Source organism: Sphingomonas sandaracina, assembly GCF_036663695.1.
Taxonomy (GTDB): Bacteria; Pseudomonadota; Alphaproteobacteria; order Sphingomonadales; family Sphingomonadaceae; genus Sphingomonas.
In genome coordinates this window covers 163059-187361 of sequence record NZ_JAXOJK010000005.1, presented here as the reverse complement: position 1 = coordinate 187361, position 24303 = coordinate 163059, and the positions used below count along the sequence as shown (strand labels likewise).

28 protein-coding genes and 1 tRNA gene are annotated in these 24303 nt (G+C 66.0%); 9 read left to right on the top strand and 20 right to left on the bottom strand.

What is annotated here, in order from left to right:
• Positions 1 to 6: 6 nt before the first annotated feature.
• Positions 7 to 711, bottom strand: coding sequence for a murein L,D-transpeptidase catalytic domain family protein (locus U1707_RS15665; protein WP_332800996.1), 705 nt, complete (start codon positions 709 to 711; stop codon positions 7 to 9).
• Positions 712 to 915: 204 nt separating this feature from the next.
• Here U1707_RS15665 and U1707_RS15660 point away from each other — a divergent pair, with 204 nt between their 5' ends.
• Positions 916 to 1518 (top strand): L,D-transpeptidase family protein, encoded by a 603-nt coding sequence (locus U1707_RS15660; protein WP_332800995.1) that lies wholly within the window; start codon positions 916 to 918, stop codon positions 1516 to 1518.
• Between the two features lie 83 nt (positions 1519 to 1601).
• Here the strand turns inward: U1707_RS15660 and U1707_RS15655 are convergent, their stop codons facing one another.
• A complete protein-coding gene (locus U1707_RS15655) occupies positions 1602 to 2240 on the bottom strand; it encodes an HAD family hydrolase (protein ID WP_332800994.1) in 639 nt (212 codons plus the stop codon).
• 8 nt (positions 2241 to 2248) lie between these two features.
• Complete coding sequence (gene ykgO, locus U1707_RS15650; protein WP_003046794.1) at positions 2249 to 2374, bottom strand: type B 50S ribosomal protein L36; 126 nt, start codon at positions 2372 to 2374, stop codon at positions 2249 to 2251.
• Between the two features lie 157 nt (positions 2375 to 2531).
• On the opposite strand from ykgO, the gene U1707_RS15645 reads away from it, so the two are divergent.
• The 5 genes from U1707_RS15645 (at position 2532) to U1707_RS15625 (ending at position 6853) form a co-directional block, all read left to right on the top strand.
• Positions 2532 to 3158 (top strand): DUF4136 domain-containing protein, encoded by a 627-nt coding sequence (locus U1707_RS15645; protein WP_332800993.1) that lies wholly within the window; start codon positions 2532 to 2534, stop codon positions 3156 to 3158.
• Between the two features lie 11 nt (positions 3159 to 3169).
• Positions 3170 to 4303, top strand: a complete 1134-nt coding sequence (locus tag U1707_RS15640) for a M14 family metallopeptidase (RefSeq protein WP_332800992.1) — start codon at positions 3170 to 3172, stop codon at positions 4301 to 4303.
• 122 nt (positions 4304 to 4425) lie between these two features.
• A complete protein-coding gene (gene gpmA / locus U1707_RS15635) occupies positions 4426 to 5112 on the top strand; it encodes a 2,3-diphosphoglycerate-dependent phosphoglycerate mutase (RefSeq protein ID WP_332800991.1) in 687 nt (228 codons plus the stop codon).
• Between the two features lie 171 nt (positions 5113 to 5283).
• Positions 5284 to 5760, top strand: coding sequence for a 5-(carboxyamino)imidazole ribonucleotide mutase (gene purE, locus U1707_RS15630; protein WP_332800990.1), 477 nt, complete (start codon positions 5284 to 5286; stop codon positions 5758 to 5760).
• Between the two features lie 25 nt (positions 5761 to 5785).
• Positions 5786 to 6853 (top strand): 5-(carboxyamino)imidazole ribonucleotide synthase, encoded by a 1068-nt coding sequence (locus U1707_RS15625; RefSeq protein WP_332800989.1) that lies wholly within the window; start codon positions 5786 to 5788, stop codon positions 6851 to 6853.
• 178 nt (positions 6854 to 7031) lie between these two features.
• Here the strand turns inward: U1707_RS15625 and U1707_RS15620 are convergent.
• The 11 genes from U1707_RS15620 to hisG form a co-directional block, all read right to left on the bottom strand.
• Positions 7032 to 7107, bottom strand: a tRNA-Phe gene (locus U1707_RS15620).
• A gap of 54 nt (positions 7108 to 7161) precedes the next feature.
• Positions 7162 to 7359 carry a DNA gyrase inhibitor YacG gene (locus U1707_RS15615; protein ID WP_332800988.1) on the bottom strand — a complete coding sequence of 66 codons (198 nt, stop codon included), beginning with the start codon at positions 7357 to 7359 and terminating at the stop codon, positions 7162 to 7164.
• Positions 7359 to 8315 (bottom strand): Rne/Rng family ribonuclease, encoded by a 957-nt coding sequence (locus tag U1707_RS15610; protein ID WP_332800987.1) that lies wholly within the window; start codon positions 8313 to 8315, stop codon positions 7359 to 7361. Before U1707_RS15610 ends, U1707_RS15615 begins: the two co-directional genes overlap by 1 nt.
• Positions 8308 to 8886 (bottom strand): Maf family protein, encoded by a 579-nt coding sequence (locus tag U1707_RS15605; protein WP_332800986.1) that lies wholly within the window; start codon positions 8884 to 8886, stop codon positions 8308 to 8310. Before U1707_RS15605 ends, U1707_RS15610 begins: the two co-directional genes overlap by 8 nt.
• Before the next feature lie 46 nt (positions 8887 to 8932).
• Positions 8933 to 9151 carry a translation initiation factor IF-1 gene (infA, locus tag U1707_RS15600; RefSeq protein WP_031441079.1) on the bottom strand — a complete coding sequence of 73 codons (219 nt, stop codon included), beginning with the start codon at positions 9149 to 9151 and terminating at the stop codon, positions 8933 to 8935.
• 179 nt (positions 9152 to 9330) lie between these two features.
• Positions 9331 to 10806, bottom strand: a complete 1476-nt coding sequence (locus U1707_RS15595; RefSeq protein WP_332800985.1) for a DNA-methyltransferase — start codon at positions 10804 to 10806, stop codon at positions 9331 to 9333.
• A gap of 112 nt (positions 10807 to 10918) precedes the next feature.
• On the bottom strand, positions 10919 to 13075 hold the full coding sequence (locus U1707_RS15590; RefSeq protein ID WP_332800984.1) for a sodium-translocating pyrophosphatase: 2157 nt from the start codon (positions 13073 to 13075) through the stop codon (positions 10919 to 10921).
• Between the two features lie 91 nt (positions 13076 to 13166).
• Positions 13167 to 14060: a thiamine-phosphate kinase gene (thiL, locus tag U1707_RS15585; protein ID WP_332800983.1), complete on the bottom strand. Its 894-nt coding sequence runs from the start codon at positions 14058 to 14060 to the stop codon at positions 13167 to 13169.
• Positions 14061 to 14182: 122 nt separating this feature from the next.
• Positions 14183 to 14638, bottom strand: a complete 456-nt coding sequence (gene nusB, locus U1707_RS15580) for a transcription antitermination factor NusB (protein ID WP_332800982.1) — start codon at positions 14636 to 14638, stop codon at positions 14183 to 14185.
• 189 nt (positions 14639 to 14827) lie between these two features.
• Positions 14828 to 16123, bottom strand: a complete 1296-nt coding sequence (hisD, locus tag U1707_RS15575) for a histidinol dehydrogenase (RefSeq protein WP_332800981.1) — start codon at positions 16121 to 16123, stop codon at positions 14828 to 14830.
• A 130-nt stretch (positions 16124 to 16253) separates the two neighbouring features.
• Entirely contained in the window at positions 16254 to 16919 is a 666-nt protein-coding gene (hisG, locus tag U1707_RS15570) for an ATP phosphoribosyltransferase (RefSeq protein WP_332801044.1), read from the bottom strand.
• A 61-nt stretch (positions 16920 to 16980) separates the two neighbouring features.
• Here hisG and U1707_RS15565 point away from each other — a divergent pair, with 61 nt between their 5' ends.
• Complete coding sequence (locus tag U1707_RS15565; RefSeq protein ID WP_332800980.1) at positions 16981 to 18081, top strand: DUF2332 domain-containing protein; 1101 nt, start codon at positions 16981 to 16983, stop codon at positions 18079 to 18081.
• A 34-nt stretch (positions 18082 to 18115) separates the two neighbouring features.
• Here U1707_RS15565 and U1707_RS15560 read toward each other — a convergent pair whose 3' ends face one another.
• The 6 genes from U1707_RS15560 to U1707_RS15535 all read right to left on the bottom strand — a co-directional run bounded on the left by U1707_RS15560 (position 18116) and on the right by U1707_RS15535 (position 22330).
• On the bottom strand, positions 18116 to 18595 hold the full coding sequence (locus U1707_RS15560; protein ID WP_332800979.1) for an RcnB family protein: 480 nt from the start codon (positions 18593 to 18595) through the stop codon (positions 18116 to 18118).
• A gap of 146 nt (positions 18596 to 18741) precedes the next feature.
• A complete protein-coding gene (locus U1707_RS15555) occupies positions 18742 to 19617 on the bottom strand; it encodes an alpha/beta fold hydrolase (RefSeq protein WP_332800978.1) in 876 nt (291 codons plus the stop codon).
• A 228-nt stretch (positions 19618 to 19845) separates the two neighbouring features.
• Positions 19846 to 20745, bottom strand: coding sequence for a pirin family protein (locus tag U1707_RS15550; protein ID WP_332800977.1), 900 nt, complete (start codon positions 20743 to 20745; stop codon positions 19846 to 19848).
• Between the two features lie 4 nt (positions 20746 to 20749).
• The gene (locus U1707_RS15545) at positions 20750 to 21196 is read right to left on the bottom strand and encodes an NUDIX hydrolase (RefSeq protein WP_332801043.1); all 447 of its coding nucleotides are present in this window, start codon (positions 21194 to 21196) and stop codon (positions 20750 to 20752) included.
• Positions 21197 to 21335: 139 nt separating this feature from the next.
• Complete coding sequence (locus tag U1707_RS15540) at positions 21336 to 22043, bottom strand: glutathione S-transferase (RefSeq protein ID WP_332800976.1); 708 nt, start codon at positions 22041 to 22043, stop codon at positions 21336 to 21338.
• Positions 22043 to 22330: a BolA family protein gene (locus U1707_RS15535; RefSeq protein WP_332801042.1), complete on the bottom strand. Its 288-nt coding sequence runs from the start codon at positions 22328 to 22330 to the stop codon at positions 22043 to 22045. Before U1707_RS15535 ends, U1707_RS15540 begins: the two co-directional genes overlap by 1 nt.
• A 126-nt stretch (positions 22331 to 22456) precedes the next feature.
• On the opposite strand from U1707_RS15535, the gene U1707_RS15530 reads away from it, so the two are divergent.
• Both U1707_RS15530 and cobS read left to right on the top strand, forming a co-directional pair.
• Entirely contained in the window at positions 22457 to 22981 is a 525-nt protein-coding gene (locus U1707_RS15530) for a J domain-containing protein (protein WP_332800975.1), read from the top strand.
• A gap of 315 nt (positions 22982 to 23296) precedes the next feature.
• Positions 23297 to 24301, top strand: coding sequence for a cobaltochelatase subunit CobS (gene cobS, locus U1707_RS15525; RefSeq protein ID WP_056052421.1), 1005 nt, complete (start codon positions 23297 to 23299; stop codon positions 24299 to 24301).
• Positions 24302 to 24303 lie beyond the last annotated feature (2 nt).

Sequence of the window (24303 nt, the reverse complement as noted above, 5' to 3'; positions counted from 1 at the left end):
TGCTCTTCAGACCTTGGCTGCGTAGATCATCCGACCGGCGCCTAGACGGGCGAACACCTGGTCAAGATCGCGCTCGCCGACGGCGAAGCAACCCTGGCTGCGCCCGAGCATGCCGTGGCTCTCGATCATGTCCTTGTTCGCGTACCAGGCCGAATGCACCACGATCGCGCGGTCGAGTGCATTGTCGTTGGTCGGATCGAGCCCGATCAGACGCTGCGAGCGGCCGTGCTTGCCGACATAATAATCGTCGGTGACGAACGCGCCTTCCGACGAGGCGTTCGAGCCGAAGCGGTTCGAGAAGCGCTCCAGATACCCGGTATGCGCAGGGTCGGACCCGCTGCCATGCGCGACCAACAGCGACGTGCTGCGCCCGCTGGCGAGGTCGACGAAGTGGAACCGCGGCTTGCCCGAGGGTGCAGCGAAGTCGGCGATCGCGATGCGGTCATGATGCTGGATACGGCTGCCATGGCGGCTGAGTGACGCCATCGCCTGACGCAACAGATCGGGCCGGACCACCTTGGGCGAGGTCAGCGCGACCGTCGGGCGTGGCAGCGGTGGCTGTGTCATCGGCTTCAGGTCGCGCGCGGTAAGTTGGCTACCCAGTCGTGTCGTTGCGGATACAGCACCCGGTACCGCCAGAGCCCCCGCCAATACTAAACCATTCTTCAGAAGCGCGCGTCGTTCGCGCACAAGACCTTGCTCGTCGTGCATCGATTTTCCCGAAATTGCCCCGTTTCTTGAGAGATCCTATACCTGATTTTTGGTGAATATTCTGCAAGCATTTCCACCGGTTGTGGGTCTGTTCCTTCGAACCACCCCGGCTTGGGGTCGGTTCGTCGACTCATCCATGCGACGGCACGTTTTAGAGAATCGCGCGTTGGGCGCAATTACCGGGATTCGAGGACGGGCGGGACGATGAAGACGATGGCACGGTCGGTTGCGACAATGGGACTGGCCTTCGCGCTGTTGGCAAGCGCAAGCCCGGCGTTCGCGGCGTCGACCGCGACTCTGGCGGCAATGCCGATCGAGCAGGCCGCGACCGAGCTTTCGGCGAACCAGTTCGTCTGGAAGGACAATGGCTCGAGCGAGCCGGTCAGCATCGTCATCAGCCTGCTGGAGCAGCGCGCATTCGTCTATCGCGGCTCGACCATGATCGCCGCCACGACGATTTCCAGCGGGAAGGACGGCAAAGATACCCCGCTCGGGACCTATCCGATCCTGCAGAAGAACGCGGTCCACAAATCGAGCCTGTACGACGACGCGTCGATGCCGTTCATGCAACGGCTGACCTGGGACGGCATCGCGATCCACGCGGGGCGGAACCCAGGCTTCCCCGCATCGCACGGCTGCATCCGCGTGCCGCTCGGCTTTGCAAAGCAGCTGTTCGGGGTGACGACGCTGGGGACCAGCGTGACGGTAACGGACGATTTCGAAGGCGGGGTCATGCCGGAAGCGCCGGTCGCGGATCAGGAGACGGCGGTCGCAAACCTGCGCCAGTCGGTGTCGCTGGAGCAGTGAGCGACCCCACCCCGTCATCCTGACGAAAGTCAGGATCCAGAGTAACGGACCCCGGCGCTAGTGGCTCTGGATCCTGACTTTCGTCAGGATGACGGGTGCCGTGCGATCGGGAGCCCAAGCTCGACCAACCGCGCACGGAAATCTGCAGCGTTCGTAAACAGCACCGATTCGATCCCCAACGCCTGCGCGCCCGCCACGTTCGCCACATTGTCGTCGACGAACACCGCATCCGCCGCTGCCAACCCGAATCGCTCCAGCGCCAGCCGATAGATCGCCGCATCGGGCTTTACCATCTTCTCGTCGCCCGACACGACCACGTCGCGGAACCGGTCGAACAGATGGGCTTCGCGCGCGCGGAAGGGTGGCCAGAACTCGTGGCTGAAGTTCGTGATCGCGAACAGCGGTACGCCGGCCGCGTCGAGCTCCTCGACGATCTCGCGCATGCCGGCGATGCCCGCACCGATGCTTTCGTTGAAACGCGGCCCCCAGGCGGCGATCAGCTCGGCATGCTGCGGATACAGCCCGGCAAGCTCCGCCGAGGTGTCGGCGAAGTCGCGGCCAGCATCGTGCTGGAAGTGCCAGTCGATCGTCACGACGTCGCGCAGGAACGCGTCGAGCGCCCGATCGTCGTCGATCAGGCGCTCGTACAGGATTCGAGGATCCCAGTCGTACAGGACACGGCCGACGTCGAAAATGACGGCGGTCGGCCCAGCTTCACGCACGCGAGGAATTAACCCTGGCGTGCCTTGAAGCGACGGTTGGTCTTGTTGATGACGTAGGTACGGCCACGACGACGGATCACGCGGTTATCGCGGTGACGATCCTTGAGCGACTTCAGGGAATTGCGGATCTTCATGATCGATTCGCTTCTTTTCAAATCTAGGTGTGCGGAAAGACGGGATCGCCTAATGGCGGGGGGTGTCCAAGTCAAGCAACGGACAAGCTCCTACCATCCGGGAACCCACTCGGCTGGTCGAAGCGTTACTATAGCGCAACATTCTAAGGAAGTCCCGATGGCGGTACGTTCGATCCTGGTCCTGGCGCTGGCAAGCGCATCCCTCACCGCGTGCGCAACCGGCCCGTCGCTGCCGCCGACCGAGGTGCTGCGCTATCATCTGGGCGAGCCGATCGACCGCGGCACGATCGCGGTCCAGCCGTTGACCGGTGGCGGCCCGGCCAGCATCGAGTTCAAGACCTATGCGGCGGCCGTGCAGGGTCAGTTGCTCCAGGCTGGCTATAGCGTGCCGGCACCAGGCGCGAAGCCGATGCTCGTCGCGACCGTCGGCTTCGCCCGCACCACGCAGGCCGGGCCGCCCAAGCGCTCGCCGATCAGCATCGGCATCGGTGGCGGTGGCTTCAGCGGAGGAGGCGGTCGTCGTGGCGGCGGCGGTGGCGTCGGCCTTGGCGGCGGTGTCGGCTTCCCGATCGGTGGCGGTGGTAGCACCGCGATCCTCGTCTCCGAGCTATCGGTGACGATCAAGCGCAGCGCCGACCAGTCGCCGGTATGGGAGGGCCGCGCGCAGTCGTTCGTCGACGCGCGCAAGGCCGATGCGACGACCGATATCCAGGCCGGGAAGCTCGCGCGGGCGCTGTTCATGGGGTTCCCCGGCGAGTCCGGGCGCACTATTCAGGTGAAATGAACGCACAGACCATGAGCCCTGCCGCTACTCCCGTCACCGTGAACGCCGCGTTCGACGGGGGTAACATTCACGTTGTTGCCATCGACGGAGATCGAATCGACCTGGAGATCGTCACCGATCACCAGTCCGACTTTTTCCAGTGGTTCTATTTCCGGGTGGCGGGCGCGGCCGGACGGACGCTGACCTACCGCATCCTCAACGCGGGCAAGTCGGCTTACCCGTTCGGCTGGCCGGGCTACAAGACGCGGGCCAGCACCGATCGCCAGGCGTGGCGGATGATCGAGACGCGGTACGAGGGTGGTGTGCTCGAGTTCGATTTCGCTGCCGATACCGATCTTGCCTGGTTCGCGTATTTCGCGCCGTACACGATGGAGATGCACGAGGCTTTGGTGGCGCGCACCGCGTTGCTGCCGGGGGTCATGCACCGCGAACTCGGCCAATCGATCGAAGGGCAGGCGATCGATTGCTTCACGATCGGGTCGGGTCCGAAGCAGGTCTGGATCTATGGCCGCCAGCATCCCGGCGAATCGATGACCGAATGGTGGATGGAAGGCGCGCTGGAGCGGCTGACCGATCCGGCCGATCCGATCACCGCCGCGCTGGTTTCTAAGGCGACTTTCAACGTCGTTCCCAACATGAACCCGGACGGGACGCGGCGCGGTCATCTGCGGACGAACGCGGTCGGCGCGAATCTCAACCGCGAATGGCATACGCCCAGCCTCGAAAAGAGCCCTGAGGTCCTGTGCGTGCGCAACGCGATGGACCTGACCGGCGTCGATGTCGCGATGGACATCCACGGCGACGAGGCGATTCCCGCGAACTTCATCGCCGGCTTCGAAGGCATCCCGTCCTGGACCGACGCGCATGGCGAGAAATTCTACGACTATGGCCGGCGCCTCGCGGCGCACACGCCCGATTTCCAGACCGAGAAGGGGTATCCCAAGTCCGCATCGGGCTCGGCGAACCTGTCGATGTCGACCAATCAGGTCGCCGAGCGCTTCGGCGCGGTGTCGATGACGCTGGAGATGCCCTTCAAGGATCACGACGCCAACGCCGATCCCGAGTTCGGCTGGTCGCCCGAGCGCTCGAAACGGCTCGCGCATGCGATGCTAGAGACGCTCGCCGGCATGATCGAAGAAATATAGCCTGATTACAGAGGTTTGGCATGATCTAAGAGCGTGAGTTCAAGCGTCGTGGATCGTGCGTAGGCCTAACCTTATCATAACCTTTGAACTCCCTGTTCAGTCCCACCATTCCAGGAGCCCCGATGCCGACCCTAGTCCTGATCCGCCACGGCCAGTCCACCTGGAACCTCGAGAACCGCTTCACCGGCTGGTGGGACGTCGACATGACCGCCAAGGGCGAGGCTGAGGCCAAGGCCGCGGGCGAGCTGATGGCCGCCAAGGGCCTCGACTTCGACCAGACCTTCGTCAGCCTCCAAACGCGGGCGATCAAGACCCTCAACATCGCGCTGGAGGCGATGGGCCGGCTCTGGCTCCCGGTCGAGAAGGACTGGCGTCTGAACGAGCGCCACTACGGTGGCCTCACCGGCCTCGACAAGGCCGAGACCGCGGCCAAGCACGGCGATGCGCAGGTCCACACCTGGCGCCGCAGCTTCGACATCCCGCCGCCCGTGCTCGACGATGGCAGCGAGTTCGACCTGTCGAAGGATCGCCGTTACGACGGCATCGCGATCCCCAAGACCGAGAGCCTCAAGGACACCATCGCCCGCGTGCTTCCCTATTGGGACGCGCGGATCGCCCCGGCGCTGAAGGACGGCCAGCGCATCCTGATCTCCGCCCACGGCAACTCGCTCCGCGCGCTGGTCAAGCACCTCTCCAACATCCCCGACGACGAGATCACCAGCCTCGAAATCCCGACCGGCCAGCCCATCGTCTACGAACTCGATGCGAACCTGAATGCGACGGACCGCTACTATCTAAGCGAACGCTAAGCCTCCCAGTCATCCTGACGAAGTCAGGATCCAGAGCCAAGGGCGGCGGCGTTCGTGGCTCTGGATGCTGGGTCGAGCCCAGGATGACGGAGTAGGGGCCGAAGTCGGGCGACGGTTGCCCAAACCCCCGCCCATCGCTAGGCACGGCGCTCCTTTGATCCGGGGACGGAAATGGCTCTAGTCGGCATCATCATGGGCAGCACCTCCGATTGGGAGACGATGCGCCACGCCGCCGAGACGCTCGACGCGCTCGACGTCGCGTACGAGACCAAGGTCGTCTCCGCCCACCGCACTCCCCAACGCCTCTACGACTATGCGACCACAGCCGCCGATCGCGGCCTGAAAGTCGTGATCGCAGGCGCAGGCGGCGCAGCGCACCTCCCCGGCATGGCCGCCTCGATGACGCACCTCCCGGTGCTCGGCGTACCCGTCGAATCGAAGGCGTTGAAGGGCATGGATAGCCTGCTCTCGATCGTCCAGATGCCCGGCGGCATCCCGGTCGGCACGCTCGCGATCGGCAAGCCCGGTGCGATCAATGCGGGGCTGCTCGCCGCCGCGATCCTCGCGACGTCCGACAATGCGCTGGCCGAACGCCTGAAGGCGTGGCGTGGCGCACAGACCGACGCCGTTGCCACCGACCCCGCCTGAAGACGATAGCCTGAAAGACGCTGACATGACGCCGCTTCCCCCTGGATCGACCATCGGCATCCTCGGTGGAGGCCAGCTCGGCCGCATGCTCGCCACTGCTGCGGCTCAGCTCGGCTACCACACGCATATCCTCGCACCCGGCCAGGAAAGCGTCGCCGCGCAGTCCGCCTCGACCATGACGCGCGCCGATTATCACAACCGCATCGTGCTGGCCGACTTCGCCGATGCCTGCGACGTCGTGACCTATGAATTTGAGAATATCGCCGTCGAACCCGTCGAATGGCTCGCCGAACGCGTGCCCGTCCATCCAAGCCCGCGTGCGCTGCGCGTGGCGCAGGAGCGGATCGGCGAAAAACGGTTCGTAGAGGGCGTCGGCGGCCGTCCGGCACCATGGGCACCCGTCCACAGCCTCGAAAGCCTGCAGGCGGGCCTGGAGACGGTCGGCACCCCCGCCGTGCTCAAGACCGCACGGTTCGGCTATGACGGCAAGGGGCAGGTCAAGATCGACGGTCTCGATGGCGCACAGGCCGCGTGGGACACGATCGGCGGCCCCGCAGTGCTCGAAGCATTCGTGCCGTTCGAGCATGAATTCTCGATCCTGATCGCACGCGGCCATGACGGCAGCATCGCGCGCTACGATCCGCCACTGAACCTCCACCGCGACGCGATCCTCCGCCACTCGACCGTGCCCGCCCCCGCCGCGGTCCTGGCGCAGGCCGAGGAGGCCGCGGCACTGGCGCAGCGTATCGCCGCCGAACTCGACTATGTCGGCGTGCTGGCCTGCGAGTTCTTCGTCGGCGCGGACGGCCCGGTCTTCAACGAGATGGCGCCGCGCGTGCACAATTCCGGCCATTGGACGATCGAAGGGGCGGAGTGCTCGCAATTCGAGAACCACATCCGCGCCATCTGCGGCCTGCCGCTGGGCGCGACGACGCTGACCGGGCGGGAAGCGTCGATGGAAAACCTGATCGGCGACGACGCGGATCGTTGGGCGGCGTTCCTGGGCGAACCCGGTGCGCACCTGCACCTCTACGGCAAAGGCACCGCAAGGCCTGGGCGTAAGATGGGCCATGTCACGCGGATCGTTCGCTAAAGGTCCCCATCAGGAATACCCCCCAATTCCGCCTGCCCCTCTTTCCGTTCGCCCTGAGCGAAGTCGAAGGGTGTGCCCCAAGCGCAGGTGCTTCGACTTCGCTCAGCACGAACGGAATTGGGGCCCAAGCTAGTGGCTCTGCGAGTGAACCGTCAGCTTAAATCACGAGGTGAGAAAATGGTGCCCGGAGACGGGGTCGAACCGCCGACACTGCGATTTTCAGTCGCATGCTCTACCAACTGAGCTATCCGGGCAACACCCGGTCTGGGACCGGGGAGGCGTCCGACCTTGCGATCGGAAGGGCGCGTTTAGTCGGGGTCTTCGGCGCTGTCCAGCCCCGTTTGCGCAATTGATCGGCCGGGAATGCGATACCCTTCGCCGAGCCACTGCAACAGGTCGCGGTCGCGGTGGCGGCTCGAGCAGAACGGCTTGTAGTCGGCGACCGCAGGCTGGTCGCAGATCGGGCATTTGACGGTAGTCGGGGCGGGGGATGTGGCGGCGGTCATCAGCTACTCTCCAGTTCGTGGACGACGCCCGTGCGGCGGGCGAGTTCCGCCAGCCACGCCGGGCGCGCCATGAGGCGTGCGTGGACGGCAGAGGGCAAGGTATGGCGGCGCGACGCGATCGGCGGCGTGCGTTCCAGCGTGCGCAGCATCGCGCGGGTGGCCGCACCGACGGGATCGGCGCCGAGAATTTCGGGGATCGACGCGCGGGGGCGGGGGCGGACGATCTGGAGGAAGCCGAAGCCGTTCACAGCGGTGCGCTCGAAGGGTGGCGGGAGTGACTCGTCGATGGCCGAGGCGACAGCGTTGCGCTGCGCCTTGCCGGCAATGGTGGGGAAATCGATGCCGATCGAGCCACCGATGCCGTGTCGGCGAATCGCCCGTCCCACCGCGTGTGCGGCGGCGATCGCAAGGGCGTCGAGCGGTGGCGCGCCGTCGACGTCGAACAACGTCATCGCCGGCGTCGGCGAAAGACGCAGCGCGCCGAGCGGAAACACGATCTCGCCGCTCGTCGCTTCGTCGAGCAGTTCGGACCAGCCCGCCGCCTCCAGCGCGTCGGGTTCGTGCGCGCGTGGGCTGCGGACGGGCAGGCCGGTCGCTGCGAGGCGTTCGTACAGCGTGGGGGCGGGGCGGGGCGGCAGATCGCTGGGAACGGCTTTGGCGAGCTTCGCACGGCCCGCTTCGGGTAGCGCTTCGCGGACGATCTCGACGGTGAGGCTGGCGCCTTGCGCGATGCCGGGGGGAAGGTGGTTGATCAACGCCTCGCCGCCGTCGAGCGTCACGCGCCCCCGACGACCGGGCAGCAGTTCGACGAGCCGCGCGCGGGCGACGAGGCCTACCTTCAATGCGTCGGTTTCAAGCTCGATCACGGCCTCGATGATATGGTCGTCGTCCACGAGTGCGGCCCGCGCTTCGCCGATGCCGGCTTCGTATAGCCACGCTGGGCCCGCGTCAGGCAAGCGCGACGCCGGCGGTCTTCAACAGCGCGCGCGTTTCGAACAGCGGCAGGCCGACGACACCCGAATGACTGCCCGACAGGAAGCGGACGAAGGCCTCCGCGCGCCCTTGAATTGCATAGCCGCCGGCCTTGCCGAGCCCTTCGCCGCACGCGAGATAGTCTTCAATCTCTGCGAGGGAGAGTGGCTTGAACGCGACGATCGTGTCGGCGATCCGCGTGCGCACCTTGCCGGTCGCATCGATCACGCAGACCGCGGACAGGCAGTGATGGCGCCGGCCTGACAGCTTGCCGAGCAGGTCGCGCTGGATTTCCAAAGTGTCGGCGGGCGGCAGGATGCGGCTGCCGAGCGCGATCGTGGTGTCGCCCGCGAGCACGATCTCGCCCTCGGCCCGCGCAATGGCGCTGGCCTTCTCCACCGCGAGGCGCAGCGCATAGGCGCGGGGCGGCTCGGCCTTGCGCGGGCTCTCGTCGATGTCGGGGGATTTCACGCGCGACGGCACGACGCCGAGCCGCGCGAGCAGGTCGCGGCGGCGGGGCGAGGAAGAGGCTAAGACCAGTGCTGGGACCACCATTGGTGCCTCGTAACAGCAAGCGGCGGGCGCCGAGGCGCCCACGGGCTTATTTGAAGCGGTAGGTGATGCGACCCTTGGTCAGGTCGTAAGGCGTGAGTTCGCACAGCACCTCATCGCCGACCAGCACGCGGATGCGGTTCTTGCGCATCTTGCCGGCGGTGTGACCGAGAATCTCGTGGTCGTTTTCGAGCTGAACCCGGAACATCGCGTTGGGGAGCAGTTCCACCACGCGGCCGCGCATCTCGAGCAGTTCTTCCTTGGCCAAATATAATCTCTGAATTGGGGGAATTTCGGGACGAGCGCCCTTACCGCAGGTTCGCGAAAAAGGAAAGCACGGCCGACGGCGGATACGGACGTAAGGTCCGAACCCGCTTGCTAAACCCTATATCGGCGGTCGGGGCGCAATGGGCAAGGGCGTCGGTAGAGGGCGACGGGGTGGTGTCGTCACAGCAAATTTGGCTGATGCACGGTCGCCTCGCGCGCCGCACGCCGAAACGCGGCGCGGTCGATGTTGGGGATGCGCGGCCGCTTGTCCTGGAACAGGTCGGCGAGCGTCAGGATCTGGAGCTTCGGGAACGTCTCGTCCACGCCCGCCCGGTAGATACCGACCGCGGCGGCGCGGCGCTCCATCTCGCGCGTCGGCTCGGCGTTCATTATCAGGATGCCGATCGGCGCCTTCTCGCGCGCCATCGTGGCGGCGAGCGTCTCGACCATCGCCGTGTCGGGATTGAGCCCGCCCTTCACCGACACGATCGCACGGTGCGTAACCATCTTGCCCGACGCCGGGTCATGATCGTTGAAGTAGATCAGCCCGTCGATGCCGCCGTCCGCGCCCTTCTTCTTGCCGCCGAACGGCAATGCGTCGACCATCGAGACCGCCCACCACTGGAACTGGTATTTGTCGCGCAACGCCAGGTCGCGCGCCGATGCGAGATCCTTCGGCGTGCCCTCGACGGTGAAGGTGACGGCGGGAAACGCGTCCCTCATGCGCTTTTCGATCAGCGAGATGGCGAGGTGCGTGACGTCGATCCCGATCCATTGCCGCTTGAGCTTTTCCGCGGCGTGCACCGCGGTGCCACACCCGCAGAACGGGTCGAGCACGACGTCGCCCTCGTTCGACGACGCGGCGATGATCCGTTCGAGCAGGGCCACCGGCTTTTGCGTGGGATAGCCGAGCCGCTCCTTCGAGACCGGTGCGATGATCGGGATTTCCCAGACGTCGTTCATCGCGACGCCCAGAGAGAGCCCCGATTCCTGCGTCGGATTGCGTGCGCCCTCCGCAGTGAATGTCACCTTCTGCATCGCGCCCTTCCAGCGCTTGAGCGAACTCGGCGAAGGCGGCACGGTAAGCGTATTGAACAAATTGCCGGTTTCCCGCTTCGTGTAGAATAGCAGGACATCGTGCATCCGCTGGAACCGATGCGATACCGTCGGCCAGCGGCGATAGCTCCAGATGATCTCGTTCTGGAAATGCCGTTTCCCGAAGATCGCATCGAGCAGCAGCTTGAGATAATGGCTCGCGGTCGGATCGCAGTGGAGATACAGGCTGCCGGTCGGTTTCAGCACGCGGTGCAGTTCCAGCAGGCGGACCGCCATCATCGCCAGATACGCCATCATGTCGTTGTCGCCGAGAAACCCGCGCATCGCGTTGAGCAGGTCGAACGCCTTGGTATTGCCGCTGCGCGCGACCTGATCAAAGGCCTCCTCGGCAGAGTCGTTCCAGTGCCAGGTGTCCTCGAACGCCTCGATCTGTGCGTTGGAAGACTTGCCGTCGGGCTCCTTGAACAGGATGCCGTAATTCGCGTTCGAATTGAACGGCGGGTCGAGATAGATCAGGTCGACGCTCTCGTCGGCGAGCTCCTTGCGGAGGACGGCGAGGTTGTCGCCGTAGAACAGGTGGTTTTCGGGCCGGTTTCGCATCGGCCGAGGATGCGCGTGCGAGGCTGCGCTCGTCCAAGCGAGACGCATCCAACGGCGCGGGAATGGCTCCGTTTCGGAGGTTTTCCTGCACCGTCGCGCGCCTGTCCGTCCTTCACCCCACGCCGCCGCCCGCCAGCGCCGCGAGCAACAGCAGGGCGACGATGTTGGTGATCTTGATCATCGGGTTCACTGCGGGACCCGCCGTGTCCTTGTACGGATCGCCCACGGTGTCGCCGGTGATCGCGGCCTTGTGCGCCTCGCTGCCCTTCCCGCCGTGGTGGCCGTCCTCGATGTATTTCTTTGCGTTGTCCCATGCGCCGCCGCCGCTCGTCATGGAGATCGCGACGAACAGCCCGGAGACGATCACGCCCAGCAGCATCGCGCCGAGCGAGGCGAAGCCGGCGGCCTGGCCCGCGACCGTGGTGATGATGAAATACACGGCAAGCGGCGAGAGGACAGGCAGCAGCGAAGGGACGATCATCTCGCGGATCGCCGCCTTGGTGACGAGGTCGACGGTGCGCGCGTAATCGGGGCGGCTGGTGCCGAGCATGATTCCGGGGTTGTTGCGAAACTGCTCGCGGACCTCCTCGACGACCGCGCCGGCTGCGCGACCGACGGCGGTCATCCCGAACGCGCCGAACAGATACGGAAGCAGCGCGCCGAGCAGCAGACCGACGATGACGTACGGGTTGCTGAGGCTGAAATCGACCGTGACGTCGGGGAAGTACGTAGCAAGATCGGTAGTGTAGGCGCCGAACAGCACTAGCGCGGCGAGCCCGGCCGAGCCGATCGCGTATCCCTTTGTGACCGCCTTGGTAGTGTTACCGACCGCGTCGAGCGCATCGGTCCTTTGCCGGACGTCGTCGGGCAGCCCGGCCATCTCGGCGATCCCGCCGGCGTTGTCGGTGACAGGGCCATAGGCGTCGAGCGCAACCACCATGCCGGCCTGTGCGAGCATCGCGGTGGCCGCAAACGCAATGCCGATGATCCCGGCCAGCTGGTACGCGACAATCACCGCGACGACGATGACCAGCGTCGGCAGCGCGGTCGATTCGAGGCTGATCGCGAGCCCCTGGATGACGTTGGTGCCGTGGCCGGTCTCGGACGCCTTGGCGATCGACTTCACCGGGCGGTGGTTGGTACCGGTGTAATATTCGGTGATCCACACGATCAGCCCGGTGACGACCAGCCCGATCATCATTGACCAGAACAGGTCCATCCCGGTGAAGCTCTGCGTCAGCGACGGCGCCGCCTGCGTGGTCAGGTCGTCGGTGGCGGGATCGAGAAAACCGGCGCCGCCGATCACGCGGTGGAGATCGCCGAGTACATATTGCGTCGCGAGATAGATCGCCGGGATCGACAGGATCGTCGAGGTGAAGAACCCCTTGTAGAGCGCCCCCATGATGCTGCCGCCGCCGAGCCGCACCATGTATGTGCCGATGATCGAGGTGACGATGCACACCCCGCCGACGAGCAGCGGGAGAGTCATCAGCCGCATCAGTTCGGCGCCGCTCGCCTGGATCAGTAGTGCGATCGAGATCATCGTGACGCCGAGCGTGACGACGTAGGTTTCGAACAGATCGGCGGCCATGCCCGCGCAATCGCCAACATTGTCGCCGACATTGTCCGCGATCACGGCGGGGTTGCGGGGATCGTCCTCGGGAATGCCGGCCTCGACCTTGCCGACCAGATCCGCGCCGACATCCGCCGCCTTGGTGAAGATACCACCGCCGAGCCGCGCGAAGATCGAGATCAGCGAGGCGCCGAACGCGAGCGCGGTGAGCGCCTCGACGATGATCCGGTCGTTGGGCGCATGGCCTGCGGGGCCGGTGAGGTACCAGAAGAACGCGCTGATCGAGAGCAGGCCGAGGCCCGCCACGAGCATGCCGGTGACCGCGCCGGAGCGGAACGCCATCGTCAGCCCGGCCTGTAGCGATGTCCGCGCGGCCTCGGCGGTGCGGACGTTGGCGCGGACCGAGATGTTCATGCCGACATAGCCCGCGACGCCCGACAGCACCGCGCCGATGACGAAGCCGATCGTCGAGGTCATACCAAGAGTGAACAGCAGGATCGCCGCGACGATGACGCCGACGATCGCGATCGTGGTGTATTGCCGTCCGAGATAGGCCTTCGCGCCCTCCTGGATGGCGGCGGCGATGTCCTGCATCTTGTCGTTGCCGGGGGACGCGGCGAGCACCTGTCGACTGGTGACGAAGCCGTACAGGACGGCAATCACGCCGCAGATCATGGCCAAATAGACGGTCGTCATACGGCGCTATCCCTATTTTCAGGTCCTCTCCGGTCCCGACTTTGCCGAGTCCCGATGAGGGGAACCTATCAGTGCAGGGGCATTGCGCAAGTTATCCGAGAGGTTGGTGCTCGTATCCTAGACTTGGCGGGAGCGGGATAGGCGTGCCCGAGTCGTGAAGGGTAAGCCCGGAACCGGTCGAGAACGTGCCGATGCGCGTGGCATCGCTCACGAAATCTTGCGGTGCGGCGAAGAGAAGCTGGTAGTCGTCGCCCGCCGTCGCCGCGGCAAGGCGGTCGCCCGAAAAGGCGCGGTAGGCGTCGGACAAGGGGACGCGGGCGAGGTCGATGCTGAGCGCGAGCCTGCTGGCTAGCGCCATGCGGGACGCGTCGATGAGCAAGCCATCGGAGACGTCCATCATCGCATGGACGTGGGGGGCGAGGACGCGGCCGTCTGCGAGCCGTGGCTGCGGGCGCCGATACGCGGCGAGCAGTTCGGCTGAGCCATCCGCGCCGAGTGCGATCGCAAGACCTGCGCCCGCGTCGCCGATCGTTCCCGTGACGTAGAGCGCGTCGCCGGACTTCGCTCCGTTGCGGGCAGGGGCGGCGGCGTCGCTGCCGAACGCGGTGACGGTAAGGACGCGGGGGGCGTTCTGGGGGAGCGTCACGGTGTCGCCGCCGATGATGCTGGTGTCGAACGTCGTCAGGACTTCCGCGAACCCTTCGAGAAACGCGCGGTCCCATGCGTCGTCGCCGAGCGGGTAGTTGAGGAGGATGCCCTCGGGTTTCGCGCCCTTGGCAGCGAGGTCGGAGAGGTTGGTAGCGACCAGCTTCCACGCGACGTCCTGCGCGGGGTCGGTCGGGAGGAAGTGCACGCCTTCGACCAGCGTGTCAGTGGTGACGACGAGCGGGCCTGCGTCGAGCAGCGCCGTGTCGTCGTTTAGGCCACGCGCGGCCGGATGCAGCGGGAGGCGGCGGAGTGCGGCAATGAACTCGGCTTCGGTCATTGCATCCGATCCCACGACCTTTACGCTACAAGACCGTCATCCTGACGAAAGTCAGGATCCAGGGCTAGGACCGTTACGCGCCATTACTCTGGATCCTGGGTCGAGCCCAGGATGACGATAATTCAGGCCCGCACCTCTTTCGCAATCCCGTCGAGCAACCCGTTCACGAACCCGGACTCGCGCTTGTCGTAGAACGCATGCGCGACATCGACATATTCGCTGATGACGGCGGCGATCGGCACGTCCTTGCGCGCCAGCAACTCATATGTGCCGACGCGGATGATCGCCTTCATCGGCTTGTCGAGACGGGCGAGCGTCCAGCCCTTGGCCAGCTTGCCCTCGATCAGCACGTCGATCTCGCCCGCGCGGGCGTTCGCGCCGGTCACGAGGTCGTCGAAGAAGTCGACGTCGGCCTCGGCATATTCGACGTCCTCGATCGTCGCGCCGAGCCGGTGCTGGTGGAATTCGTTGAGCAGGACGGGCATCGCGGTGCCCTCCATCTCGTGCTGGTAGGTCGCCTGAACGGCGGCGAGGCGAGCGGCGGCACGCGCCTTGGTGCGGGGGGCGGTTCGAGTCATAAGCGGTTGCCTGTAGGCGCGGGGGGCGTGTGTGTCAGCCCTTTGCGTTCCTGGCGGAGCAAGAAGAAGGTTGGTTCACGCGGAGGCGCGGAGGCGCGGCGCAGCCGCTTCGATCTCCGCCGATAATTGAAGGGCCGCTACGCGGCAAGGTCGACACCTCCGCGTCTCCGCGCCTCCGCGTGAACAAATCTAACTGTTGAGCCGCAACCGCAAAGCCACCGATTTTGCGTGAGCTGGCAGTCCCTCTGCATTGGCCAAAGCGACTGTCGCAGGCCCGAGTTCGCGCAGGGCGGCTTCGTCCAACGCCAGAAAGCTGGTGCGTTTCATGAAGTCGAGCACCGACAGCCCGGACGCAAACCGCGCACGGCGGCCGGTCGGCAGGACGTGGTTCGGGCCAGCGACGTAATCGCCGATCGCTTCCGGCGTGTACCGCCCGAGGAAGACCGAACCGGCATGGCGGACGCGGTCGAAGAACGCCTGCGGGTCGGGGATCGCCAGCTGGAGATGCTCGGCAGCGAGGCGGTCGACCAGGGGGATCGCGTTCTCCAGCGTATCGACCACGACTATCGCGCCGTTGGTGTCCCACGCGACGCGCGCGACGGCTTCGGTGGCGAGGTCGCGCAACTGGCGGTCGACCGCGTCGGCCACCTTGTCGGCAAATTCTGCTTCATCGGTGAACAGGATCGACTGCGTCGTCGTGTCGTGCTCGGCCTGGCTGAGCAGGTCGGCGGCGGTCCATTCGGGGTCGTTGAGCGCGTCCGCGACGACGACGATTTCGGAGGGACCCGCGACCATGTCGATGCCGACGACGCCGTAGACCTGGCGCTTGGCCTCGGCGACCCAGGCGTTGCCCGGGCCGGTGATCACGTCGACGGGTTCGATCCGGCCGCCACCGTATGCGAGCGCCGCGACCGCCTGCGCGCCGCCGACGCGCCAGACTTCGTCGACCCCGGCGAGGTGCGCGGCGGCTAGGACGAGAGGGTTGATCTGGCCGTCCGGGGTCGGCGTCACCATCGCGAGGCGGCCGACGCCCGCGACCTTGGCGGGGATCGCGTTCATAAGCAGCGACGATGGGTAAGCCGCACGGCCACCGGGGACGTAGATCCCGGCGGCATCAACTGGCAACCAGCGCGCGCCGAGCCTGACGCCCGCGGAGTCGACCGAGTCGCTGTCGAGCGGGCGCTGTTTCTCATGATAGGCGCGGATACGCGTCGCGGCGAGTTCGAGCGCGGTGCGGAGGTCGGGATCGAGTGCGTCGAACGCGGCCTTGCAATCGGCGGCATCAATCTGCCAGCCGGTGGTGTCGAGGTCGTGGCGGTCGTGCTTCTGCGTAAGATCGCGGAGGGCCGTTTCGCCGTCGCGACGGACGGACGCGATGATCGTGGCGACGTCCTGTGTCACGCCTGCGTCGGATTCGCGACGGTCTTCGACCAGCGCGGTGAAGCGGGTCGCGAAGTCCGCATCGGAAGTGGAAAGGCGGATCACTTGCCCCCCTCCCGTATGCGGGAGGGGCTGGGGGTGGGCACGCGCTCACCTCCGGCGTTACGATCGAGGTGAGCGCGAGCCCAACCCCCGACCCCTTCCCGCATGCGGGAAGGGGGGCAGCAGAGGGCGCTCATGCTGCGATCTCCTGCGCTTCGACAGCGCGCCGGAATGCCTCGACCAGTGGGACCACCCGGCTGCGGGTCTTCATCGCGGCGCGGTTGACGACCAAGCGGCTGGTGACTTCCATGATCGTCTCGACCTCTACCAAGCCGTTTTCGAGCAGCGTACGGCCCGACGATACGAGGTCGACGATCCGCGGAGCGAGACCCAGCGTCGGTGCGAGTTCCATCGCGCCGTTGAGCTTCACGCACTCCGCCTGCACGCCGCGGGCGGCGAAATGCGCCGCGGTGACGTGAGGATATTTGGTCGCGACGCGGACGTGGCTCCAGCCGCGCGGATCGTCCTGCGCCGCCATCTCGGCGGGTTCGGCGACCGACAGGCGGCAATGACCGATGCCCAGATCGACCGGCGCATACAGTTCCGAATAGCCGAACTCGGCGATCACGTCGGACCCGACGATGCCGAGCTGCGCCGCACCGTGTGCAACGAAGGTGGCGACGTCGAACGCGCGCACGCGGATCAGCGATATCGCCGGATCGTTGGTCGCGAACCGCAACGCGCGGCTGTTCTCGTCGGAGAACGACGCTTCGGGGTGCACCCCGGCGCGCGCGAGCAACGGCAAGGCCTCGGCGAGGATGCGCCCCTTGGGGACGGCGATGATGATTTGGGGGATGATCTGGGAGTCGGGCACGCGCCGGGCTTTACGGGGGGGGCTGGACGGGTGCAACAACCTGCGCATGGCCGACGAAATATCGAACCGCGCGTGCTTCGACATACAAGCGGGCTATTGCGCCGCGATGGACGCACCGATCACGGCGCGGGTATGCGCTGCGCTGGGAACCGCCATCGATCGCGCGAGCAAAACCGGGCGGCGGGTGCTCGACTGGCCGGGCGAGCCTGTCGCGGATGCACTGGCGTTGCGGCTCGTCGGCGGGTTGCATGCGCTGCACCGGGCGGGCATCGATCCGGCGCTCTCCGCGGTATTCTCGGCCGCGGAAACTGACCCGTCGCGCGTGTCCGCGACGCTGAAAACTACGCTCGTCGTGCATGATGCAGCGTTGCTGCCGTGGCTCGATGGGCCGCCGCAGACCAACGAGGCGGCGCGGTCCGCGGGGATGATGACCGGGATACTTCATCTGGCGGCGCGGTACGGACCGCGGTTCGAGGTGCTGGAGATCGGATCGAGCGCGGGGCTGAACCTGCTGATCGACCGCTATCGCTTTGATCTTGGCGGCGTGATGGTCGGGCCGAGTGATTCGCCGCTGACGATTCGCCCCGAATGGCGCGGCGCGGTACCGCCAGACGTACCGGTCACGATCGGATCGGCGTACGGCGTCGACATCCAGCCGCTCGACCTGTCAGACCCGGCGGCAGGAACGCGGCTTGAGGCGTATGTCTGGGTCGATGCGGTCGAGCGGCAGGCGCGGCTTGCGACGGCGATCGGCATGGTGCGCGACGGCGGCGTCAACTTGGTCGAAGGCGATGCGGCGGACTGGGTCGAGGCGCAGCTGGCGAAGCCGCAATCCGAAGGCGTCACGCGCGTCCTGATGCATTCGGTGGTGTGGCAATATCTGCCGCCGGTATCGCGCGAGCGGATTCGCCTCGCGATGGATGCGGCGGGATCGCGCGCGACGGCGGAGCGGCCGCTCGGCTGGGTGATGATGGAGCCGAACCGTGATCTCCATCGGCACGAGGTTCGCGTACGCGGCTGGCCGGCCGATCGGGCCATGGAACTGGTGGCGCTGACGCACGCGCATGGCGCGTGGGTCGAGGGCCTCGACGCTCCATACGAGACGCGCGACTATGTCATGCGGCGCGGGGCGTACGAGCAGGACTGAACCGGCCGGGATCGCTCCCGGCCGGTATCCGGTCTTAGTAGAAGAAGCCGTTGTTGACCTGCGCGACCCGGCCGTTGCGCGTGTCGACCAGCACGACGTCGCGGCCGTAGCGGACCCAGCGCTGATATCCGTAACCCGGACGGGGCAGGCGGTAGGTCTGATAGTCGTTGATCCAGTAGTTGCGGCCATAATAGGCCGGCGCGAACCGGTAGCCGACGGTCACCGGACGATAGCGATAGCCGCGGGGGCCGGCATAGGCCGGGCGACGATAGACGTTGCCGTGGGTGCGGCGATAGTCGCGCCAATCCTGGCGCGCTTCACGACGGTCCTCGCGCAGTTCCTGACGCGCTGCGCGGACATCGCCGCGGTCGCCATAGCGACGCGCACGCTGAAGGTCGCGCTGGCTCTCGCGGATCTCGCGCTGGTCACGACGGACTTCGCCGTAGCTCTGCGCGGTGGCGAAGGTGGGCACGAGGGTGGCGGCGGCAACGGCCGCGAGGATCAACTTACGCATGACTGCTCTCCTGTTTACGACGCCGACTCAACGGCATGACCAGCGTTGTGCTCCTACCCCGCTGAACGATCGCAGAATGTGGTCGTCAGGATCCAGACAGGTGGCGAAGTGCTAGGTCGCGATATCGGTGGTGACCTATCGTCGGGTCAGACACCCCAGCGGCGCATCGCGGCGATCACGGCGTCAGGCTTTTCCCACGGCACGAAATGGCCCGCATCGACCTTCTCGATGGTGAGGTCGGGCACATAGGCGGCGAGGTCGAGCTGGCTCGGCAGCAACGCCTTGTCCTGCATGCCCCAGATCACCAGCACCGGCATGGCGGTCGGCGGGAACGGCGCGTCGAGAAAGGCGGGGCGAGGGGGCGTCTCGTCCATCTCGGGGACGACGATCGCGCTGGCGCGGTACCAGTTGAGCATCGCGGTGATCGCGCCGGGTTGCGACCATTCGTCGAGATACGCGGCCTTGTCCTCGGCCATCTTCGCAAGGTCAGCATGCTTTGCGAAGCTCGTGTCGAAGAACGTTTCCAGCCCGATCGACGCGACATGTTTTTCGAGATCGGGATTGCGGAACGCGCGGATATACTGGCTCGCGGCGCGCTGTTCGAGATCGTCGAACATGGTGCGCTGGAAGACGAGCGGGTGAGGGGCGTTGATGATGACGAGCTTCGCGATGCGCTCGGGGTGGCGGAGCGCCGCCATCCAGGCGACCGCGCCGCCCCAGTCGTGGCCGACCAGCGTGAAGCGGTCGATATTCAGGTGATCGGCGAGCGCGATCAGGTCGGCGACGATCTTGTCGGGGGTGTAGCTGTCGACGCCCTCCGGCTTGGACGATCGCGCGAATCCACGTTGATCGGGGGCGACGACATAGTGATCTTGGGCGATGTCGGGGGCGATGGCGCGCCAGGTGCGGTGCGATTCGGGGAAGCCGTGGAGTAGCATGACGGGCGGGTTCGCCGGGTCTCCAGAGATCGCGACGTCCAGGGTTACGCCAGTGGATAACGCGATGCGTTGCAGGTCCGACATTATTCCCCTCCCGCTTGCGCGAGGGGTTAGGGGAGGGCCTACCCGTTCGCGCTGCCCCCGGATCATGCTCTCCCCCGACCCCTCCCGCAAGCGGGAGGGGAGAATACGCCTGCTCCCCTCCCGCATGCGGGAGGGGTCGGGGCTGGGCTCGCCGCCAATTACACACGAAGGGGGCTGCGATAGCGCGTGCCCACCCCCTACCCCCTCCCGCATGCGGGAGGGGAGGAGTCACGGATAGCTGACTGTCTTCGGGATCGCGGGGATTTCGATCCATTCCTTTTCGTCGCCGGGTACTTTCGGAAAATTGCCTGCGTTCCAGTCGCGTTTCGCCTGCTCGATCCGATCGCGGTTCGAGCTGACGAAGTTCCACCAGACGTGGCGCGGCGTCGTGAACGCATCGCCGCCGCAGAGCATCGCGCGGCCACCATGAGCAGACCGTAGCGTTGCCGAGATGCCTGGACGCAGCACGTACAGCACCTGCGGCTCCAGCGTCACGCCTTCCAGCGTCGCCTCGCCCATCGCGAGGTAGATCGCGCGCTCCTCCGCCGCGGCATCTATCGGCACGCTCGCGCCCGGATCGAGCGCGATATCGGCGTAGATCGTTCCCGAATAGGTCGTGGTCGGCGCGGTCTGGCCCCACAGGCTGCCCATGATGATCCGCGATCGCGCGCCGTGCGCCTCGATCGTCGGGAGTTCGGCCTTGGTGACGTGCTCGAACGCCGGGTCGATCTCCTCGACCGCCTCGGGCATCGCCAGCCACGTCTGGATGCCTGACAGGTTCGGCCCCTCGGCACGCTCGTCGCCGGGCGAGCGTTCGGAATGAACGATGCCGTGGCCCGCGGTCATCAGGTTCACCGCGCCGGGCTCTATCCGCGCCTGCGTGCCGAGCGAATCGCGGTGATCGATCGCGCCGTCGAACAGATATGTCACCGTCGACAGGTTGATATGCGGATGCGGCCGCACGTCGATGCCTTGGCCGACCTCGAGATGCGCCGGGCCCATCTGGTCGAAGAACAGGAACGGGCCGACCATCGTCCGCTCCTTGTTGGGCAACGTGCGATGGACCTTGAAGCCGCCGAGATCGTGCGTCGACGGCAGGATGGTCTGAAGGACGAAATCATCGAGCATGGCGTTATCCCTTGGCAGGTTCCGTGGCGTCGAGGAGTTCGACCAGGTCTGCGGGATAGAGCGTTTCGTGGAAGCCCGCGATGTCGTTTCGGGAAAACCAGCGGTGACCGACGAGCAGTTGCTTCTCCTGTTCGGTGAGATTTCCCGCCTTCACCTCGCAGGTGTCGACGTCGATCCGGAAATAGCGTTCGTCGGCGGTGACCTCGACGCCCTCGAACGTCAGGAATTCGACCACCCGGCGGGCAACCTCCGGACCGCAGTCGATGTCGAGGCCGACCTCTTCCCACAATTCGCGGCGGGCGGCGGCGGCATAGCTCTCGCCCGGATCGACCGCGCCGCCGGGCGTGCACCACAGCGGGGGCCGATCGGTGGGGGTGAAGCGGAACATTAGCACCCGGTCTTGGCGGTCGACGAGCAGGATGCGCGCGGCTGGGCGAGCGGTCCTCACGATATATTGCCCCTCCCCGGCGAAGGCCGGAGTCCAGTTGGAAAGGCCGATATGGCGACGGACAGCCGGTCGTTATCGACGTCCCCCAACTGGACCCCGGCCTCCGCCGGGGAGGGGCTTGCTGGCAGGGCGCTGCTGAGACTCACGCCGCGTCGAGTTCGGGATAGTAGCGGAAGATGCCGTCGGTGTTGAACGCGACGCGACGGTCGCTCTTCAGATACGCCTTGATGCCGGGCAAGGCGGCGACCTGATGGTGGATGCGGACCAGGGTCGGATACTCGGCTTCGAGCGTCTTCATGCGCTGGGGGAACATGTAGCGCAGCCCCTCGATCACCTGGAACAGCGACGTATCGGCGTAGGTCCATTTGTGATCGATCAGCCAGTCGCCCGGATTCGCCAGTGCCGCGTCCTCGAAATGGCCGAGGAATTTCGGCAGCCGCTCCTCGCGGAACTGTTTCGCGGCGCGCGCGGCCTCGGGCTTCTGGTCGTCGTAATAGTCCATCATCGCAACCGGGTGATGAACGTTGTGCACCTCCGCCACGAGGTCCGCGATTGTCAGCTGGAGCTGGTTGAGCCAGAGTCGGTCGGCCATGTTCGACGGCGCGAGGCCGTGGCGCTCACCGAGATACATCAGGATGTTTGCAACCTGTGCGATCACCAGACCGTCGAGTTCCAGATAGGGCGGTGCGAAGGGCGTGCGGCCGGTGCGGTCGTTGAGATCGGCCATCAGCCCGTCCTCGTCCGACGTCCGCGCGCAATCCTCATACGCGATCTCGGCGGCTTCGAGCGCGAGGCGGACGAACTCGCCACGCCCCTGGATGGAGGGCCAGTACCAGAGCTTGTACGCCATCAGATTTCCCCGGGTGCGCGGGCCTTGATGGCGAGCGCGTGGATCTTCGTGCTCAACAGATCGGCGAGCGCCTGGTTCACGAGGCGCTGGCGGGCGACGCGGTTGAGCCCTTCGAACTTCGGCGTTTCCACGTCGACGCGAAAATGCGTCTCGCCGGTGCCGTCGTCGCCCATATGGCCGGCGTGAAGCCCGCTTTCGTTAACGACGCTCAATTGCGTGGGGCTGAGCGCGGTGGTGAGGCGGGCGGTGATCTGGTCCTGTACGGAGCCGGTGGCGAGGTCTGTCATCGACCCTATATAGCCCGTTTCGAAAGGCGCGGGGAGCCGGTGGCGGACGACGACGGACATAAAGAACGCAAGGAGCGTCCCAGCCCGCGGTTTCACGGCCGCGTGGCCGGAACGGGGCGCGTCTGCATGTGGCGCGATTGCGAGGAGCCCGGCGAATTCCGTGCGCCGCCGCTCGAAGGGGCCAGCGACGGCGGACCGCCGCAGTTCCGCTGGTTCTGCCTGGAGCATGTCCGCGCGTTCAACTCAGGCTATAACTTCTTCGACGGGATGACCGCGGACGAGATCCACTATGCGCAGCGGCCGATGGCGGGCTGGGAACGCGAGACGCGCGCGTTTGCGCATGGTGGCGGAGACATCCCGCCGAAATGGGCGGACTTCGCCGATCCGATCGATGCGATCGGCGCGCGCTTCGGCGAGCGCATGGCGGCGGCACGCAAGGATGGCCGCGTGTTGTCCGACGGAGAGCGACGCTCGTTGCGGGTGCTCGGCCTCGGGACCGACACGGACCGGACGGCGCTACGCAAGCGTTACAGTGAACTCGTCCGCCGCTACCACCCCGATCGCAACGGCGGCGACCGCGCGCATGAATCGGACTTGCAGAAGGTGATCGCCGCGTACCAACATCTGAAGGGCGCCGCTGCGTTCGCCTGACTGCTCCGCCGCCTGACACCTCTCCGTCATCCTGGGCTCGACCCAGGATCCAGAGCCAAGCAGGGAATCGATAGTGGCTCTGGATCCCAGCGTTCGCTGGGATAACGGTCGTGGGATCCCGACGTTCGCTCGGATGACGGTCGGGTGCTATGATGCATGCTTACTCTGATCGATATTTCACCACGCCCGATCCGGAACCCGCTGCTATCCCGGCGGTTCGTCTAACTCATCCGGTCAATCGCCCGACCAATCGTGACGCGGCGGTTGAGTAACTGCCCGCGCTTGGCCTAGAGCTACCGGGAACACGAGGCCAACATGACCGATATCCCGAATACCCAGCCCGACAGCCGCGAGACCACGATCCTCGACGCCCCCGACCGCATGGTGAAGGTGCGCGAGATGTTCGGGATCGATTCCGACATGGAAGTGCCGGCTTTTTCCGAAGCCGACGAGCGCGTCCCCGATCTCGATCCGGCGTACGTCTTCGATGCGGACACCACGCTCGCCGTGCTGGCGGGCTTCGCGCATAACCGTCGCGTAATGGTCCAGGGCTATCACGGCACCGGCAAGTCGACGCATATCGAGCAGGTCGCGGCGCGCCTGAAATGGCCGTGCATCCGCATCAACCTCGACGCGCATATCAGCCGTATCGACCTGATTGGGCGCGACGCGATCGTGCTGAAGGACGGCCAGCAGATCACCGAATTCCGCGAAGGCCTGCTGCCCTGGGCGTTGCAGACCCCGACCGCGCTGGTGTTCGACGAATACGACGCGGGCCGCCCCGACGTGATGTTCGTGATCCAGCGCGTGCTGGAGACCGAGGGCAAGCTGACGCTGCTCGACCAGAACCGCGTGATCCGCCCCAACCCGTGGTTCCGCCTGTTCGCGACCGCCAACACGGTCGGCCTCGGCGACACGAGCGGGCTGTATCACGGCACGCAGCAGATCAACCAGGGCCAGATGGACCGCTGGAACATCGTCGTCACGCTCAACTATCTGCCCGCCAAGGTCGAGGCGCAGATCGTGCTCGCCAAGTCGGGCGAATACGACAAGCCCGAGGGCAAGAAGACCGTCGAGAACATGGTCCGCGTCGCCGACATGACGCGCAAGGGCTTCGTCAACGGCGACATCTCGACCGTGATGAGCCCGCGCACGGTGATCACCTGGGCGCAGAACGCGCTGATCTTCGGCGACGTCGGCTTCGCGTTCCGCTTGTCGTTCCTGAACAAGTGCGACGAGGCCGAGCGGCCGCTGGTCGCCGAATATTACCAGCGCGTGTTCGGCAAGGATCTTCCCGAGAGCGTGGTGGGTAAGGCGTAAGC